The sequence below is a fragment of the Staphylococcus lloydii genome, assembly GCF_015775975.1.
In the GTDB taxonomy this organism is placed as follows: domain Bacteria; phylum Bacillota; class Bacilli; order Staphylococcales; family Staphylococcaceae; genus Staphylococcus; species Staphylococcus lloydii.
In genome coordinates, this window is sequence record NZ_CP064056.1 from 1719717 (window position 1) to 1737206 (window position 17490).

Annotated in this window: 18 protein-coding genes; 6 read left to right on the forward strand and 12 right to left on the reverse strand. The window is 33.0% G+C overall.

The window, feature by feature from the left end; all coding sequences use genetic code 11:
- The first annotated feature begins 37 nt into the window (after positions 1-37).
- Positions 38-985 carry a ribonuclease HIII gene (gene rnhC, locus ISP08_RS08350; protein WP_195718316.1) on the forward strand — a complete coding sequence of 316 codons (948 nt, stop codon included), beginning with the start codon at positions 38-40 and terminating at the stop codon, positions 983-985.
- 71 nt (positions 986-1056) lie between these two features.
- Here rnhC and pheT read toward each other — a convergent pair whose 3' ends face one another.
- The 5 genes from pheT to ISP08_RS08375 all read right to left on the reverse strand — a co-directional run bounded on the left by pheT (position 1057) and on the right by ISP08_RS08375 (position 6507).
- Positions 1057-3459, reverse strand: coding sequence for a phenylalanine--tRNA ligase subunit beta (gene pheT, locus ISP08_RS08355; RefSeq protein ID WP_195718317.1), 2403 nt, complete (start codon positions 3457-3459; stop codon positions 1057-1059).
- The gene (gene pheS / locus ISP08_RS08360; protein ID WP_048794168.1) at positions 3459-4517 is read right to left on the reverse strand and encodes a phenylalanine--tRNA ligase subunit alpha; all 1059 of its coding nucleotides are present in this window, start codon (positions 4515-4517) and stop codon (positions 3459-3461) included. Before pheS ends, pheT begins: the two co-directional genes overlap by 1 nt.
- A gap of 325 nt (positions 4518-4842) precedes the next feature.
- Entirely contained in the window at positions 4843-5583 is a 741-nt protein-coding gene (locus ISP08_RS08365) for a TrmH family RNA methyltransferase (protein ID WP_195718696.1), read from the reverse strand.
- A 129-nt stretch (positions 5584-5712) separates the two neighbouring features.
- Positions 5713-5886 carry a 50S ribosomal protein L32 gene (gene rpmF / locus ISP08_RS08370; protein ID WP_002435373.1) on the reverse strand — a complete coding sequence of 58 codons (174 nt, stop codon included), beginning with the start codon at positions 5884-5886 and terminating at the stop codon, positions 5713-5715.
- Between the two features lie 81 nt (positions 5887-5967).
- Positions 5968-6507 carry a YceD family protein gene (locus ISP08_RS08375; protein ID WP_048794170.1) on the reverse strand — a complete coding sequence of 180 codons (540 nt, stop codon included), beginning with the start codon at positions 6505-6507 and terminating at the stop codon, positions 5968-5970.
- 126 nt (positions 6508-6633) lie between these two features.
- Between ISP08_RS08375 and ISP08_RS08380 the strand changes: the two genes are divergently transcribed.
- Entirely contained in the window at positions 6634-7770 is a 1137-nt protein-coding gene (locus ISP08_RS08380; RefSeq protein ID WP_195718318.1) for a nucleotidyltransferase, read from the forward strand.
- Between the two features lie 36 nt (positions 7771-7806).
- Here ISP08_RS08380 and coaD read toward each other — a convergent pair whose 3' ends face one another.
- Both coaD and rsmD read right to left on the reverse strand, forming a co-directional pair.
- Positions 7807-8292, reverse strand: coding sequence for a pantetheine-phosphate adenylyltransferase (coaD, locus tag ISP08_RS08385; protein ID WP_195718319.1), 486 nt, complete (start codon positions 8290-8292; stop codon positions 7807-7809).
- Positions 8285-8836, reverse strand: a complete 552-nt coding sequence (rsmD, locus tag ISP08_RS08390) for a 16S rRNA (guanine(966)-N(2))-methyltransferase RsmD (protein WP_195718320.1) — start codon at positions 8834-8836, stop codon at positions 8285-8287. The genes coaD and rsmD overlap by 8 nt, the downstream gene beginning before the upstream one ends.
- Positions 8837-8906: 70 nt before the next feature.
- Here rsmD and ISP08_RS08395 point away from each other — a divergent pair, with 70 nt between their 5' ends.
- Positions 8907-9296 carry a DUF7147 family protein gene (locus ISP08_RS08395; RefSeq protein WP_195718321.1) on the forward strand — a complete coding sequence of 130 codons (390 nt, stop codon included), beginning with the start codon at positions 8907-8909 and terminating at the stop codon, positions 9294-9296.
- 28 nt (positions 9297-9324) lie between these two features.
- On the opposite strand, the gene ISP08_RS08400 is transcribed toward ISP08_RS08395, so the two are convergent.
- A complete protein-coding gene (locus tag ISP08_RS08400) occupies positions 9325-9576 on the reverse strand; it encodes a YlbG family protein (protein ID WP_048794175.1) in 252 nt (83 codons plus the stop codon).
- 132 nt (positions 9577-9708) lie between these two features.
- Here ISP08_RS08400 and ISP08_RS08405 point away from each other — a divergent pair, with 132 nt between their 5' ends.
- Positions 9709-10626, forward strand: coding sequence for a lysophosphatidylglycerol phospholipase D (locus ISP08_RS08405; RefSeq protein WP_195718322.1), 918 nt, complete (start codon positions 9709-9711; stop codon positions 10624-10626).
- Between the two features lie 73 nt (positions 10627-10699).
- Here the strand turns inward: ISP08_RS08405 and ISP08_RS08410 are convergent, their stop codons facing one another.
- Both ISP08_RS08410 and ISP08_RS08415 read right to left on the reverse strand, forming a co-directional pair.
- Entirely contained in the window at positions 10700-11134 is a 435-nt protein-coding gene (locus ISP08_RS08410; RefSeq protein ID WP_048794177.1) for a YlbF/YmcA family competence regulator, read from the reverse strand.
- A gap of 18 nt (positions 11135-11152) precedes the next feature.
- Complete coding sequence (locus ISP08_RS08415; protein ID WP_195718323.1) at positions 11153-12196, reverse strand: CAP-associated domain-containing protein; 1044 nt, start codon at positions 12194-12196, stop codon at positions 11153-11155.
- Positions 12197-12351: 155 nt separating this feature from the next.
- On the opposite strand from ISP08_RS08415, the gene ISP08_RS08420 reads away from it, so the two are divergent.
- Entirely contained in the window at positions 12352-14616 is a 2265-nt protein-coding gene (locus ISP08_RS08420; RefSeq protein WP_195718324.1) for an ATP-binding cassette domain-containing protein, read from the forward strand.
- 206 nt (positions 14617-14822) lie between these two features.
- Here ISP08_RS08420 and ISP08_RS08425 read toward each other — a convergent pair whose 3' ends face one another.
- Positions 14823-15284, reverse strand: coding sequence for a DUF420 domain-containing protein (locus ISP08_RS08425; protein WP_048794180.1), 462 nt, complete (start codon positions 15282-15284; stop codon positions 14823-14825).
- Between the two features lie 24 nt (positions 15285-15308).
- Entirely contained in the window at positions 15309-16220 is a 912-nt protein-coding gene (gene cyoE / locus ISP08_RS08430; RefSeq protein ID WP_048794181.1) for a heme o synthase, read from the reverse strand.
- 282 nt (positions 16221-16502) lie between these two features.
- Between cyoE and ISP08_RS08435 the strand changes: the two genes are divergently transcribed.
- Entirely contained in the window at positions 16503-17411 is a 909-nt protein-coding gene (locus ISP08_RS08435; RefSeq protein ID WP_195718325.1) for a COX15/CtaA family protein, read from the forward strand.
- Positions 17412-17490 lie beyond the last annotated feature (79 nt).

Consider the following 17490-nt stretch of genomic DNA (forward strand, 5'->3'; position numbering starts at 1 on the left):
GTGTTTTTGAAGAAATTTTGCGAAGTGGTGAATAAAAATGAGCAATATCGTACATAAATTATCAGCAGCGGAAGTAAGCCAATTAATTAAACGTTTAGATTTTGAAACAACTAACCTTCCTCAAGGTATGAAAGCTAAAATAAAATATAAAGGTACAGTTATTTCTATATATAATTCAAATAAAGTGATGTTCCAAGGTAACAATGCTGAAAGCACTGCGCATGAGCTTTTACCTAATGTAAGTACATCGAATACTTCTAAGACTTCATCTCCTGCCAAATCATCTAACAAAAAAGTCGCATCGCACCCACCTTTTAACAAGCATAATTGTATTGGCAGTGATGAAGCAGGCAGTGGTGATTATTTTGGTCCTTTAACTGTTTGTGCCACATACGTATCTAAAGAACATTGCCAAGTGTTAAAAACTTTAGGCGTAGACGATTCAAAGAAACTTACTGACGCTAAAATAGTAGAACTCGCTGAACAGCTTGTTACATTTATACCACATTCATTATTAACATTGGATAACAAAAATTATAATATTAAACAAGCTAGTGGTTGGTCCCAAGTTAAAATGAAAGCCGTGTTACATAATGAAGCTATTAAAAATGTTACTGCTAAAATAGAGACCGATGCTTTAGATTATATCGTTATCGATCAATTCGCAGAACCGAAAGTTTATAAAAGATATGCGTTAACTCAACTCCCTTTTGAAGAACGTACGTGTTTTGAAACTAAAGGTGAATCTAAATCTTTAGCCATCGCAGCGGCGAGTATCATATCACGCTATGCTTTTGTGAAAAATATGGATCATCTCTCAAAAAAACATAATACAACGCTACCTAAAGGAGCAAGTAACAAAGTAGACTTAAGTGCAGCAAAAATAATTGAACGTTGGAATATCGATGTACTAGATGATATTACTAAAAAACACTTTGCAAACCGTAATAAAGCACTCGCATTAGTTAATAAAAAACATAATTAAATGCTAAATTATGCCAGTCATCATTAAAGGCCGAGACAAATCAATGTCTCGGCCTTTTGTAAATTATAATATTAACGGATTGTTGCACCATTATTTTGTAACGCTTCTAAAATATCATCATGGACAGCATTAACTTTATCATCAGTTAATGTCTCCTCTGTATCTAAATAATATAGTCTTATTGCTACAGATTTTTCATCTTCAGCAACATGTTCACCTTCATAAACATCAAACACCTGTGTATCCTGTAAAATATTGCCACCATGTTGTTTAATTGTTTGAATAAGTTCTGCTGATGGTGTTTCTCTATTAATTAATAATGCTATATCTCTAGCAGCACCAGGGAATCTTGGAATTGGTTCATAATTAATATAACCCACTTTCACAGCCATTAATTTTTCATAGTTTAATTCAAATACATAAGTACGATTTAAATCATAACTTTGCTCGACTGTTGGGTGTAATTCTCCAACAAATCCTACCACTTCATCGTTTAAATAAATCATGGCAGTTCTACCTGGATGCATACCTTCGACTTCACCATTAGCATAATCAAAAGTGATATCTAGTGTTTCAGCAATTCTATCTACGACACCTTTAGCGATGAAGAAATCGATTTCTTCTTTTTTATTTTGCCAATCATTTGTTACATAATCGCCAGTTAAAATACCACTTAAATATTCTACTTCATCAGGTAATTTACCTTTACCATTATCGAAAAATACACGTCCTAATTCAAATAATCTTACGTCTTTATTTTTACGAGCAACATTATAAGATACGGCATCAATTAAATGTGGTATTAAACTTTGACGTAAAGTTGAATGTGCTTCACTCATAGGCATTAATAACTCTGTAGTGCCTCTATCAACTAATGTGAACTGTCGCGCTCTTTCTTTATTAATTAAAGAATAGTTAATTGCTTCGCTTAGTCCTACACCTTCTAATGAGCTTTTAACAATTCGAGTTTTAGCTTGTCTATCTGTTAATTTACCACTTGTAACAGTATCAAATACTGGCAATGTAGATGGAATTTCATCATAACCATAGATTCTAGCTATTTCTTCAATTAAGTCTTCTTGGATAGTAATATCTTTACGTCTTGATGGTACATGTACAGTTAACGTATCACTATTATTTTCTGTTTTAAAACCTAATTGAACAAAGATATTGATGATATCATCTGCACTTAAGTCGAATCCAATCGTGTTGTTCACTTTATCTACAGTGATATTGATTGGCGTAATAAATTCGCCTAAATCACCTTGTGATACACGGTCATTTAATACCGTTCCACCAGCATAAGTTTGTAATAAATAACAAGCTCTATCTACGGCTTCGTTTACGAATTCAGTCGCAATACCTTTTTCAAAACGACTTGAAGATTCGCTACGTAAGTTTAGTCTACGAGAAGTATGTCGAATTGATACAGGATCAAAAATGGCACCCTCGACTAACACATTCGTCGTATTTGGCGTTACTTCTGAAAAGTCTCCACCCATTACGCCACCTAAAGCGACAGGTTTTTGTCCATTAGTTATTACGATATCACTTGATACTAAACTACGTTGTTGGTCATCAAGTGTTGTCATTGTTTCATTTTCTTGTGCTTGTCTTACTACAATTTGGTCTGAACCAATTTGGTCTTTATCGAACATATGCAATGGTTGACCATATTCTAATAACACATAGTTTGAAATGTCGACAACATTATTAATAGGTCTAATTCCCGCTTTGATTAAACGTGTTTGCATCCAAATTGGAGATGGAGCAATTGTAACGTTTTTAACCCCTCTCACACTGTAATACGGTGTTTTATCAGGGTTTTCTATTGTTACAGACATACTGTCATGAATTGATTCATCTGTATCTTTAGTTGCTGTTTGTGGTTTTGCCATAGATGTATTATAAAGTGCAGCAGTTTCATATGCCGTTCCTACCATACTTAGCGCATCTGCTCTGTTTGGCGTTAAATCAAATTCCATTACTTGATCATTCAAATATAATGCCGACAATGCATCCGTTCCAGGTTCCACAACTTCAGGGAAAACAAATATACCGTCTTCAAATTGTTTAGGTACTAAATTACTAGCTATGCCAATCTCTTGTAATGAGCAAATCATACCTGCAGATTGTTGACCACGTAGTTTAGCTTTCTTAATTTTAATGCCACCAGGTAATCTGCCACCTACTTTAGCAACGATGACTGTTTGTCCTGCGTCAACATTCGGTGCACCACAAACAATTTGTACAGGTTCTTCTTCACCAATATCTACTGTACAGATATTTAACTTATCCGCATCAGGGTGTGAAGTTTTTGAAATTACATAGCCAACCACTAAATTTTTAATATCTTGCGTATAATCAATAATATCGTCAACTTCAATACCTGTACGCGTTATTCTTTCTGCAAGCACATTAACAGGTTGATTGACTTCAACGTAAGATTCTAACCATTCTTTTGAAATTAACATTATTGTTCACCTCTATCTTCTACTGCTTTAAATTGATTTAAGAACCTTACATCATTTGTATAGAAATGACGAATATCTTCAATACCATATTTCAACATCGCAATTCGATCTGGTCCCATACCAAATGCAAAACCTGTATATTTTGTAGAATCATATCCAGCTTTTTCTAAAACATTTGGATGTACCATTCCTGAACCTAAAATTTCTATCCAACCTGTATGTTTACAAACGTTACAACCTTTGCCGTGACATTTGAAACAAGAAATATCCACTTCAACTGAAGGTTCTGTGAAAGGGAAATAACTTGGTCTTAAACGAATTTCTCTCTCGTCACCAAATAAACTTTTCGCTAATAATTCTAAAGTACCTTTAAGGTCGCTCATTTTAATATTTTCATCAACTACTAATCCTTCAATTTGTGTAAATTGATGACTATGTGTCGCATCGTCTGAATCGCGGCGATATACTTTACCAGGACAAATAATTTTAACTGGTGCTTTGCCGTTTCTTTGTTCCATTGTTCTTGCTTGTACTGGAGATGTATGGGTACGCATTAATATTTCTTCAGTGATATAGAAACTATCTTGCATATCACGTGCAGGATGTGATTTAGGTAAATTTAATGCTTCAAAATTATAATAGTCTTGTTCTACTTCATAACCATCTACAATCTCATAGCCTAAACCTAAAAATAAATCTTCTATTTCTTCAATTGTGCGTGTTAAAGGATGTTTTGCACCGATTGCCATTTTTCTACTAGGTAACGTGACATCAATTTTTTCAGTTGCTAACTGTTGTTCTAATTGTTCTTTAGCTAATAGTTCTTGGCGTGATTCAATTTCAGTTTCAATGGCCTGTCTCACTTCATTTACTTGTTGACCATATTGCGGCTTCTCTTCATTAGGTAAATCTTTCATATGTTTCATCAATCCACTAACTGAACCTTTTTTACCTAAATATTTAACTTTAACATCTTGTAATTCTTTTTCATTCGCAGCTTCATTGATATCAATTAATGCTTGCTGTTGTAACTGTGACATCTCTTCAGTTTGAACCATACTTTTTCCTCCTAATTTCGCTCACTTTTATTACCAATAAAAAAAGACTTTTATCCCTGTAATAAAGGGACGAAAGTCTTCCGTGGTACCACCCAAATTTATGCCTTAGCATACGCTTGTAACGTCTTGATAACGGAATCAGATTCCGACTTAAATTTCTTTAAGTAACCAAAAAGGTGAAAAAAACTATTTGCTATTGGAATAAATTGCAGTCTGTGTTTATTCTCCCTGTACAATAGCGTCTAATAGTTTACGTCTTTTTATCGGTTTATATAAAATTATTGTAGTGATTTGTATTAATTATATACGAATATACTTTATAGGGTCAACCTTTCAAATGATACATTAATATACTACCAGCAATAGCAACATTTAAACTTTCTGCCTTACCATATATAGGTATTGTAATATTGTCGGTAACTGCTTCTAGTAATTCAGGCTTAACACCTTCACCCTCATTACCTAACAAAATGCCAAATTTTTCTTGTTGCTCAATTGATTTGAATGGCACTGCATTTTCAAGAGCCGTTCCGTAGATTGGACCTTCAAAGTCATTCACAAATTCACTTAATTCGGCAGTTATAATTGGCAAATGAAATACGCTGCCCTGACTAGCTCTTAAAACTTTATCTTGGTATGGGTCTGCAGTTCCTTTTTCTAAAACAATTAAATCTAAACCAGCTGCATCTGCCGTTCTTATTAAAGTACCTAGATTGCCTGGGTCTTGAATTCTATCAATAAGTAATACTTGTTGCGCGTTATTTTGTTCGTAAACAGGTTTTTCAATCACGGCAAAGAACCCTTGAGGTGTTACCGTGCCAGATAATGCCTCTGCAACTTTTAAATTAATCTCAAAAGAAAGTTCAGCATATGCTTTGATTGCATTATTAATTCTCTCAGGTTCCACCATAAACAATTGTTTTATCGTAACATTGCTTTTATACGCTTCTTCAATTAAGTGATAACCTTCAATAAGCGCAAAACCTGTTTTGTCACGCTCTCGCTTTTTGGCTAATTTAATTGCCTGCTTAATTTTATTGTTTTGAGCCGAAGTAATATTTTCCATCATTTATCCTCGCCTATTTTTATTTAACATGCGAGTGGTCAAACATATGAAAAAATCGTTCACAAATTATCAATATAATAATTAATGAACGATTCACATGACCACTAACGAGTCATTTGTATAATTTAATTATTTAGATACAACTTCTTCACCATTGTAAGAACCACAGTTTTTACATACACGGTGAGATAATTTGTATTCTCCACAACTTGGGCATTCAGTCATTCCAGGTACTGAAATTTTGAAATGCGTACGACGTTTATTTTTTCTAGTTTTTGACGTTCTTCTTTTTGGTACTGCCATGATTTATCCTCCTTATATTTAAACACAAAATCATTAATGTCAGATTCAATATTCAATTATACTATAGAATACATAAATCTGCTATTGCTCTTCATCATATAATTGGTGTAATTTCTGAAGCCTTGGATCGATTTGCTTAGACTCTGATTCTTCCTGTTCCTTAGCAAGTTCAGCCGCTTGTTCTTCGTCTAAAACTTCCCAACCATTACCTTCGCGCATAATTACTTCACTGTTATCAGCGAATGCACGCATAGGTTTTTCAATGATGACAAGTTCCTCAGCAATATCTTTTAAATTTATCATGCCGTCAGATGCGTCATGATAATGTTCATCATCTTCACTATCTGCATAGTAGCCATCTAAATCAAATATTTCCTGTGAAGTGGAGTCAAGCGGTACTTCAACTGGTTCTAAAGTTCTTGCACATGGCATTGTGTATGTGCCAGTGATATGCATATCCGCAATAACTTCATTTGATTTTACTGTTAACTCACCATCGATAGTAATATCTGATAAATCTATTAAATCCAATGTTTCTTTTAAATGATCAAAGTTAACTGTTTGATGAAATTCAAAAGGTTTATCTTGATATTTTCTTAATTGTGTAATCGACCATTTCATACGGCTTCACCTCTAACAAGCACAAAATTTATTTTAACTTTATAGACATAAGTTGTCAAGATTTTTTCTTAACACTTCTGTATCTGATACAATATTAATAATGAATACTGAAAGGAAGAAATGCAAATGAAAAGTGTTGCGTTAGTAACCGAGTATAATCCCTTCCACAATGGTCACTTATATCATGCTCAGCAGTCAAAGTCAATCACCCAATCTGATGTTTCTATAGCTATCATGAGTGGTCAATTTGTAATGCGTGGCGAACCAGCTATTTATAATAAATTTGTAAGAGCTGAAATGGCATTATCTGCTGTTGATATCGTCGTCGAATTACCCGCCTATGCTTCTATGTCGGCAGGTCAATATTTTGCAAACAGCGCAATACAAGTAGCCGATTATCTTGATGCAAATCATTTATCTTTTGGTAGCGAGTCCGGGGATATAAAGAAATTCCATAATACAGCTAAAGAGATGAAGGCAATTGAACAATCGGCAATCTTTGCGCAAAAGCAAAAAGAAGGTAAAAGCTACCCACGTATTTTAGGTGAACTACTTGAGCATAACGATTTGTTAAAAGAACCAAATAACACGTTAGGCCTATCTTACATACAAGCTATTAATAATTTTGCGCCTCAAATAAAACCATGGACAATACAACGACATCAAGCGCAACATCACGATGCGGGTATTGCCGATCATTCATTTGCAAGTGGTACGTCTATAAGAAATGCATTGCTTGCTAATCAAGATGGATGGCAAAATGTCGTTCCGTCTCAAATTTCCCATTTATATCAACAGCCTAAGGCCAATACAGAACCTTGCTTCCCATTTATTAAACACACAGTTTTGACTCAAGATGCCGAACAATTAAGTCAATTACACACAATGAGCGAAGGTTTGGAACAAAGGTTAAAGAAAGTAATTTCAGAGACGTCCTCGTACACTCAACTTATCGACGCTTTAAAATCTAAACGATATACACGTACGCATATCCAAAGAGTATTAATGAACGTATTATTAAATTTCCAACAACATGACAAACCACAAACTTTGGACGCCATACACATTCTAGGTATGACCAAGCGTGGACAAGCTTATATTAAACATTTAAAAACTAAATACCCTGAGCGCAACTATGTCACAAATATTAATAAGCAAAACGCGCACCATTTTAAATATGAAATTCAAGCTACGAATGTATACAATAATATTTTTAATAATACAGCAACGGACTTTAATACCCCGGTTATCATAAAAAAATAATCATAAATAAAAACCAAGAAATACATTGCTTGGTTTTTATTTATTAAACTTTTTATTCAATGCTTTAGCAACATGTTCAGGGACAAAATCAGATACATTTGCTTTATAAGCAGCAACTTCTTTAACCACACTTGAACTTATAAATGAATAATTTGTACTCGTCATCATATAAAAAGTTTCAACATCACTATTTAATTTTTTATTCATCGAAGTTAAGCGTAACTCATATTCAAAGTCGCTTACCGCTCTAAGCCCTCTTATAATTGTTTTAGCTCCTATTTCGTCACAAAAATCTACTAATAACCCACTAAATTGATGAACGACCACATTAGTTAAATGTTTAACAGATTCTTTAATTAACTCGATACGTTCATCCACTGTAAACGTGCCAGACTTACTACTATTTTTTAAGACACAAATATGTATCTCTTCAAATCGATCCGCACTGCGTTCGATTATATCGATATGACCATATGTAATGGGATCGAAACTACCTGGGATTACTGCTTTTGTATTAGTCATGAGAAACTCCTTTTTTAAGTAACAAAGTATCCGTTAATCCATAATGATAACGTTTAATTGCTTCAAAAGCTGTATAATCAATATCCTCTTTATGATTAAACTCACAAACGATAATACCATTTTCTTTTAATAAATCAAATTTATCAATTCCTGCCAAAGCCTCATCTATCAATCCTTTGTCATATGGAGGATCTAAAAAAATAACATCGAATTGAATTTCTCTTTTATTTAATGCTTTGAGTGCTCTGTCTGCATTATTTTTATAAACTTCTGCTTTATCCATGATATCTAAACTTTTTAAGTTTCCTTTTATCACTTGCACCGCTTTAAAGTTTTGGTCTACAAAAATCATTTTTTCCATACCTCTAGAGAGTGCCTCTATACCTAATGCGCCACTACCAGCAAAAAGGTCTAAACCTATACCATTAATTTCATGCAAACTGTTAAAAATGCCTTCTTTAACCTTATCCATCGTAGGTCTAGTGTTACGACCTTCCATACTTTCTAAAGGCTTACTTTTATGTATACCAGAAATCACTCTCATGATACTCCCACTTCCAATCCAAAAATAATTTTTATATAATGCATTATGCATATTAATTAGGAGGTTACTTATGAAACAGTCTTTTATTTATCTAGGAGAAGGTCTAACTGACTTATTTGAATTTACAACCCTTATCGAATATAACTATCAACGTATTGATGCCGTAGTATTTTTCCACACTCCTAAATCACAAAAACAACTGAGTTCCGTTGCTTTAGTAATGCAACCAACTTCGGAACATCACTTTCAAGCTATATACATTATGTTAAATGCAGTAAAATATCCATACCCAGAAAGCAATAAGAAGAACGATATTATCACTGCCAGCGCAAATAACTATAATATACCGATAAAAGGCGTAGACGTACAACCGCCTGAAACTTTTCATGATTACGAATTATATTTTAATTATTTAAAAAGTGTGTTACGTCTACAAAATTGGATACCACCGTTACAATAAGTATGAGTAATAACATCAATTTGATTTATTAAGACAGCTCATGCTTCTCTTTTTCATAAACTTTTTTCAAATATTTATATGGTGAGCCATCAATGTTTCTCACGTATTTAAGCTTCATGAGTTTATTAACTACATCATCAGCATCCGCTTCATTAACATACAATACAACGTATTTCTTTTGTTTATTTGTAGCAACAATGTGTCCAAATTTTCGAATTTGTCGTTCGTGTTTCATATGTTTAAGATAAATAATTAAACTTGTTCTTGAAATTATGTTCATATTCTTCATCACTCCGTTTATTAGCCACTTCATAATATCACGTCTGCATAAAATTATAAATGATATTTGCTTTTATACGCCTACGCGTTTTGGTACGATGTTACATATATCTATCCATTAAGGAGGTTAACAATGACTAAAATCAATACCCTACTAAAAGGTGCATTTGTCACTACAATCGGTGTGGTAAGTAGTATATTTTTCGTTTCTAAGTATACAATTAAACCTAAAAATAAAACAATACCTGCATTTTTCACACATGATGCACCTTATATTTTCGCACATAGAGGTGGTATGGCAGTAAGACCTGAATTAACAAAATTAGCATTTGACAACGCTATTAATTATAAGATTGATGGATTTGAAACAGATGTCAGATTAACAAAAGATAACCAACTTGCAGTATTTCATGACGCAACAGTTGATCGTACAACTAACGGTTCTGGCAAAGTAGCAGAACATACCTTAAAAGAGCTTAAACAGTTGGACGCTGGCTATTATTTTTCAGATATTAATAAACAATATGTCTATCGTGGTCACGAAGATGCTAAAATTTTATCATTTGCAGAATTATTAACTTTATATCCGAATCATCTTATTAATGTTGATTTAAAAGATGATCCTAAAAGCGAGCAAGGTCAACTCGCACCACAAATTATGTTTGAGGAAATTATTAAACATCATGCACAGGAACGCGTATTAGTTACTAGTTTCCACGAACAACAAATCAGACGTTTTAACGACATCAGTAATGGCGTTGTTGCCATAGGTGCTAGTCAAAACGAAGTTGCAGACGGATTTATAAAGTTTATGTCAGGACTTGGTAATACTTACCAAGGTAATGCGAATACTTTCCAAATGCCTCCGAGTTTTAAAGGAATTAGTTTAACTTCACCGAAATTTATTTCTTGGTTAAACCAACGCAATGTTATTCCCGGCTATTATGATGTTAACAATATCGATTTGATGCAAGATTTAATCAATAAAGGTGCACATACGATTGTTACCGATAACCCTGAATTAGCCGATCGCTTTAAAGCAATATCTTAAGCAATAGGTTTAAGCTACGATATAATATATACACAAAAAGCACTCAAACTAAGTTTGAGTGCTTTTTCTTATATTATAATGAACAGTTACATGATCCACCGGTTGAACAGCCACCAGCATCTTTTTGAAAGAACGGATTGCCCGCTTCAATTTTTACATTCTCAGAAAAGGCAAATGCTATTTTAGTAATAATTTCATCCACTAATGTTTGTAACGCCATTTCTTTTTTCTTATAGTCTACGACCACTGGTAAAGTTTCATACGCTCTTTTACGTTTTCGTGTATCCATCATTACATTTTGATAGTCAGGATGATATTTACCAAAACGCATGACTTCATCATACTTTTCTTTAGACTTTAAAAATGCTTGATAAAGTAAGTGCGCCTCATCATTTTCTGCTAATTCCTTTTCGGCCATCTTGTATGCTTGATATAATTCTGACTTAACAATCATTTCTCCTAAGCCTTCAATATCATCTAATACAGATACAGTTTCTTCTGTTATCATCTATTCTTGCACCTCACCTTATTTATCTTTTATAAATATTAACGTATAGTATTCGTCCATTACATCTCCGCCCATTTGATTATATTTCGTATTTAACATTCTTGAGCGATGTATGTCTGAGTTCATCCAACTATGTATGAGTGTTGGTACATCATTAAACTCGTAACCGACATTTTGACTTGTTGAGACGAATGGTACTTGTTTCGCATTCAACTGTTGTTTTAATGCATCTTCGGTAAATTCAACACTATCTGACCCCGTGGCATCGTATAAATTATATGATGCTATATGAGATAATTGGTTATTAACTTTTAAAGGCTTTAATCCTTTGAGTTTTCTCATTTCATTAGTGATTTCATATAAAGTCATTAATTGATTTGCGTTCTGTTCATAAGGTAACGCATCTTCTTTTGGTTTTTTAGTATCTTCTGTATTAACCGTTTGATATGGTTTAAACGTGTTAAGCGCCTCACTGTCTAAAAAGCGTACACCAATAATCTTATTAGATTGTTGGTCTATGTAAACTTGTGCATACATTTTACCAAACTTTACTAACGTTTGTGTTTTCATATCTTCATCTGATAATTCTAAATCATATTTTTTTCCATTAACATGAATTGTGGGCTCTGGATTTATCGTTAAATGTTCGAATACTGAGGACGCACTATCTTTTATTTTAAGTGGACTGACATTGGCATTTTTACCAGTTGCATACACTGATTTGATAACACCTTTTTTCGTCGTCACCACATAATAATGATTATTGCCTCTAAACACATAATTTTTAAAACCATTTTGGTATGGATATATACGATTTGCTTGACCAAACTTGTTAGTTAAATGGCTAATATTTTTACCTATCCACGTCCCTACACCTTTTTTAGGTATCTTATTTTCAGTATTTTGTTTTTGAGGTTTAAAATCTTTATTTGTAGTAGTATTTTTACTATCTTTATTAGGATTTTCTAATACATCAAATTTTAACCTAGGTGAATAAAATAAGTAAATTAAAAATACCATTAATACTAATACACCAATAACTTTTATTATTAGTTTTTTCATTTTCCACCCACCTAATTTATCTTATTCACATTGTACATGTTTTGTTAATATACAATCAAGATATCTTATTTATACAAATAATTCAGTTTTTAATATTTCTAACTTTACTATTATAGCTTAAATTATAGGGTATACAACCTAATGAGGTGAACATAATGGAGCAAATTAGCATTCAAGGTGCAAGACAAAACAATTTAAAGAATATTTCATTGGATATTCCTAAACATAAAATAACTGTATTTACAGGACGATCAGGTTCAGGAAAATCATCACTCGTGTTCAATACTATAGCTGCAGAATCTGAAAGATTATTAAATGAAACTTATTCTTCATACATACAACATCAATTGACTCAATATGAAAAACCAGACGTCGATCTAATAACTCACCTACCCGTTGCAATGATTATTAATCAAAAAAGGCTCGGTGGTAATTCAAGATCTACTGTTGGAACCATTACTGATATTTACGCTTCTGTAAGATTACTTTGGTCACGCATTGGAGAACCTTTCGTGGGTTATTCAGACATTTTTTCTTTTAATAATACAAAAGGCATGTGTGAAACCTGTTCAGGGCTAGGTTATGTTGAAGATATTGATTTAAATGAACTGCTCGACTATGATAAGTCTTTAAATGAAGATGCGATAAACTTTCCTTCTTTTAGACCTGACAGTTGGCGTGGAAAAAGATACTTATACTCGGGTCTTTTTGATAATGATAAAAAATTAAAAGACTATACTAAAGAAGAGATGGATACTTTATTATATACCAAACCTAAAAAGCTTAAAAACCCACCAAGTAATTGGCCACGAACTGCAAAATTTGAAGGGTTAATTCATCGTTTCAGACGCTCATTTTTATTAAGTGACAATTTTGAAAAAAATAAATTCAAACAAGATGTAGATCGTGTAGTCACACAATCGGATTGCCCTACTTGTAATGGTAAAAGATTAAATCAGGAAGTGTTAAGTTGTAAAATAAATGGCTTAGATATTGCTGATTTTACTAATCTATCTATAAATGATGCCATTGCATTTTTAAAAACAATTGATAACGACAAGGCCAATGTAATTAAAACGCCGTTACTCAAACAACTCGAAGCTTTAAGAGACATTGGGTTAAACTATTTAACTTTATCACGTCCGACTCCTACGCTGTCAGGTGGTGAATCACAACGTATCAAATTAATTAGACATTTAAACAGTCCCTTGAGTGATTTAGTTTATATTATTGATGAGCCGAGTATAGGTTTACATCCAGAAGATATTCAACGCATAAATGAAATCATTCAATCTTTAAAGGCTAAAGGTAATACCGTCCTTGTAGTTGAGCATGACCCAGATGTAATTCGAATCGCAGATTATGTCATTGATTTAGGTCCACAAGCAGGAAAACATGGTGGTAACATTACGTTCACTGGTAGTTACAAAGACTTATTGTCTTCTGATACAAGTACGGGCGAAGCGCTTAGAAAGCCAAAACATTTAAAAAGTGACCTTAGACCTATTGAGGAAACAATCGAGTTATCACATTTAACACATAATAATTTAAAAGATTTAACTGTGACTTTTCCTCAACAAGCCATGTCAGTTATTACAGGTGTTGCTGGTTCTGGTAAAAGCTCGTTAATACATTCTGGTTTTGCTTCACGTGATGACGTCAGTTATATTACGCAAAAAGCAGTTCATGCTTCTAGTCGCTCAAACTTATTAACTTTCATGGATATTTTTGATGAAGTTCGTTCATTCTTTAGTGAACACACTAATTTAAAGAAAAGCATGTTTAGCTATAACTCTGAAGGTGCATGCCCTCAATGTCATGGTAAAGGTGTGCTAAAAACAGAGCTTGCCTTTATGCCAGACTTCACACAAGTTTGTGATTTATGTCATGGTACACGTTATGATCCCGAAGTATTAGAAGCGACAGTCCATGATTACTCAATCGCAGATATACTTGCCTTAACCGTAGATGAAGCACTTGAATACTTTAGTCATAATGACAACATCATTAGTGCTTTAAAAGCATTAAAATCTACTGGTCTTAATTATATGACACTAGGCCAATCGCTAAGTACTTTATCTGGCGGAGAAACACAAAGAGCGAAATTGAGCAAACATCTTATAGATAATGTTGAAAATCATATTTTTATTTTCGACGAACCAACTACTGGGTTGCATGAAAATGACATCCATATTTTGATGAATTGTTTTGATGACCTTATCGCTGCCAATAATACCATCATATTAATAGAGCATAATTTAACGGTTATGACCCAGGCTGACTGGATTGTTGATATTGGACCATATGCAGGTGAACAAGGCGGTTATTTACTATTTGAAGGTAGACCTCAAGCATTACTAGATCAAACATCATCATTTACTGCTAAACATTTAAAAAATTATATTACCAAAAATAAGTAAGCACACTAAAATTTTGTATTCAAAAATAAAAGGCAATTGCTATTAAATAAACTAGCAATTGCTTTTTTAAATGAGTTAATGGGAAAGTATACTGTTAGACTATCGCTATAGAAAGCGCATCACAAGTAAATAACTATACAAAAAACCAATCAACATGTCTGATTTCCAAACAAGTTGATTGGTTAATGATTAAGCGCGAACTCTTTTTATAAACCTAAAGTTGCCTTAATTAATGACGTTGTTTCTCCACCCGGATATAAAACATAAAGTAACACATATACAGCTACACCTGTAATCGCTGTGAAGAACCAAATAATAGAAGCGATAGGTCCGACTTTTCTATGAATATTAAACTTATCTTTAAACGCAGTAATAATTTGGACTAAACCAAGAATGCCACCAATTGTAGCCAAATTTATATGAAAAACTAAAAATATCGTATAATAAATTTTAATTGAATCTGGTCCGCCGAAAGCTGTATTTCCTATAAATACAGTTCTTGAAGCATATATAATAAAGAATAATAACGCTGCTACTGCTGCAGTTAACATTATTCTCTTATGCCCCTCAATGTTGCGCTTCCAAATTTTGCGCCAACCTATTGCAACTAAAATTGCACTTAATACAATGCAGGTTGTACTAATTGTAGGTAAAATAGGTAAATTCATAAGTTCCATCCTTAATAATTAAATTTAAAACATCTCGATTAGAGAAACGATTACTGTTAATACGAAAAATACTACTAAATAGTTTAATGAATAGATAAACATCTTAGTTGCCCATTTAGTATTATCAGTACCTTTTTTAAAACTTGTTAGACCCATGTATAGCCAACCTAAGTTTAGTAAAGTAGCAAGTATCATAAACGTAATACCTAAATCTCTAAATAACAATGGTAACGGTAGTAAAAATACTAACCAAATAAACATACTCACTCTCGTACGATTAAATCCTTTAACTGATGGTAGCATCGGAATATTCGCTAATGAATATTCATCTTGACGCTTAATCGCTAGAGCGTAAAAGTGTACAGGTTGCCAACAAAAGACAACTAAAAATAATGCAATTGCAGTTACACTTAAATGACCTTCAATCGCAGTCCAACCTATTAATGGTGGAACAGCCCCAGGAAAACTCCCAATTACAGTATTCCATACTGTGTGACGTTTTGCCCAAATAGAATAAAAAGATACATAACCAACGATACCTAATAAACCAATTACACCTGAAGGTATATTAAGTGCAAACAATAATGCCTCTCCTATTAACATCATCCCAAAACTAAGGATCAATAAATTTCTGTCTGAAATTCTGTCATTTACAGTTGGTCTCTTCTGTTTGCTAGGCATGATGCTGTCAATATCTTGATCATAATAATTATTCAATGCACAGGCACCACCCATAATTAACGTAGATCCTAATAGCATCATAATGATTTGAGGTATTGACGAGAGGAAGGAATGATTTGCTAAAACAATTGCAAGCCATGAACCAGCAAATGCTGGAATTAAGTTGCCCTGTACAAGCCCCATTTTTATAATTTGCTGTAACTCTTTATACGTTACACGGCTCGAAGATTGTGACAAAGTTTGCTCTTTGTTCATAATTTCCCTCCTTAAATTTTCATACAATATATATGATAAAGCAAAATTATTTAAAACTCCATATATATTAAAATTTATTTGTGACACTTTAGCGACATTGCAAATCGTCATTATTGTGACACAAATTATATATTTATTCTTGCTATAATGAGATTAAAGATTTTTTAAACCTTTCTTATAATTTAAGATGAGATTTTTGCAATAAACTATAGTATTACTATAATATATTGTTATTGGAAATATTTAACTCATAAAGGTAATTTTTTGATGGGGTGTTTATCATTGTTTAAAAAACGAAACCTAAAATGGTTATCGGTACTAGCTACCATCATCATGGCACTAGTACAATTAGGCGGAGCGCTCGTAACTAAGACTGGTTCAGCGGATGGCTGTGGTTCCGACTGGCCATTATGTCACGGCGCTTTTCTACCGCAAAATTTACCAATACAAACAATAATTGAATTAAGCCATCGCGCCGTATCAGGATTATCCTTAATCGTTGTAGTATGGTTATCTATTGTTGCTTGGAAACACATTGGTTATATAAAAGAAATAAAACCATTAGCAATTATTAGTATTAGCTTTTTATTAATTCAAGCACTTATAGGTGCAGCAGCAGTTATTTGGCAACAAAACGCTTATATTTTAGCCTTACATTTTGGTATTTCTTTAGTCAGCTTTTCTTCTGTTTTTGTAATGACTTTAATCATATTTGAAGTCGACCGCAAATATGAAGCTGATGAATTATTCATTAGAAAACCATTACGAAATCTAACTTGGATTATGACAGGGATTGTATATTTAACAATTTATACAGGTGCCCTTGTAAGACATAAGAAAGCAAGTCTTGCATATGGTGAATGGCCATTACCATTTCACGATATTATACCGCATACCGAAGGAGATTGGATTAATTTTGTCCATAGAGGTATGGCGTTAATTACATTTATTTGGATATTATTAACGTTCATCCATGCGCTTAACAATTATCACCACAACAGAACAATACGTTATGGTTACACAACAGCATTTATTTTAATTATTTTACAAGTAACTACGGGTGCATTATCTGTCATCACTCATGTGAATTTAATTATTGCTTTACTACACGCTTTAATTATCACTATTTTATTTGGCTTAATCACCTACTTTATCGTATTGATGTTACGAACGATTCGCAGTGGTGGTTAACAAAAAATGATAAACGCTATAAACACATTACTCACTTAGTTATAAACATGACTAAGTGAGTTTTTTATATAAAAACAGG

Coding starts and splice junctions, on each gene's coding strand:
- rnhC (WP_195718316.1), top strand. CDS start 38: ATGAGCAATATCGTACATAAATTATCAGCAGCGGAAGTAAGCCAATTA.
- pheT (WP_195718317.1), bottom strand. CDS start 3,459: ATGTTAATTTCAAAAGAATGGTTAGAATCTTACGTTGAAGTCAATCAA.
- pheS (WP_048794168.1), bottom strand. CDS start 4,517: ATGGTTCAAACTGAAGAGATGTCACAGTTACAACAGCAAGCATTAATT.
- ISP08_RS08365 (WP_195718696.1), bottom strand. CDS start 5,583: ATGGAAAATATTACTTCGGCTCAAAACAATAAAATTAAGCAGGCAATT.
- rpmF (WP_002435373.1), bottom strand. CDS start 5,886: ATGGCAGTACCAAAAAGAAGAACGTCAAAAACTAGAAAAAATAAACGT.
- ISP08_RS08375 (WP_048794170.1), bottom strand. CDS start 6,507: ATGAAATGGTCGATTACACAATTAAGAAAATATCAAGATAAACCTTTT.
- ISP08_RS08380 (WP_195718318.1), top strand. CDS start 6,634: ATGAAAAGTGTTGCGTTAGTAACCGAGTATAATCCCTTCCACAATGGT.
- coaD (WP_195718319.1), bottom strand. CDS start 8,292: ATGACTAATACAAAAGCAGTAATCCCAGGTAGTTTCGATCCCATTACA.
- rsmD (WP_195718320.1), bottom strand. CDS start 8,836: ATGAGAGTGATTTCTGGTATACATAAAAGTAAGCCTTTAGAAAGTATG.
- ISP08_RS08395 (WP_195718321.1), top strand. CDS start 8,907: ATGAAACAGTCTTTTATTTATCTAGGAGAAGGTCTAACTGACTTATTT.
- ISP08_RS08400 (WP_048794175.1), bottom strand. CDS start 9,576: ATGAACATAATTTCAAGAACAAGTTTAATTATTTATCTTAAACATATG.
- ISP08_RS08405 (WP_195718322.1), top strand. CDS start 9,709: ATGACTAAAATCAATACCCTACTAAAAGGTGCATTTGTCACTACAATC.
- ISP08_RS08410 (WP_048794177.1), bottom strand. CDS start 11,134: ATGATAACAGAAGAAACTGTATCTGTATTAGATGATATTGAAGGCTTA.
- ISP08_RS08415 (WP_195718323.1), bottom strand. CDS start 12,196: ATGAAAAAACTAATAATAAAAGTTATTGGTGTATTAGTATTAATGGTA.
- ISP08_RS08420 (WP_195718324.1), top strand. CDS start 12,352: ATGGAGCAAATTAGCATTCAAGGTGCAAGACAAAACAATTTAAAGAAT.
- ISP08_RS08425 (WP_048794180.1), bottom strand. CDS start 15,284: ATGAATTTACCTATTTTACCTACAATTAGTACAACCTGCATTGTATTA.
- cyoE (WP_048794181.1), bottom strand. CDS start 16,220: ATGAACAAAGAGCAAACTTTGTCACAATCTTCGAGCCGTGTAACGTAT.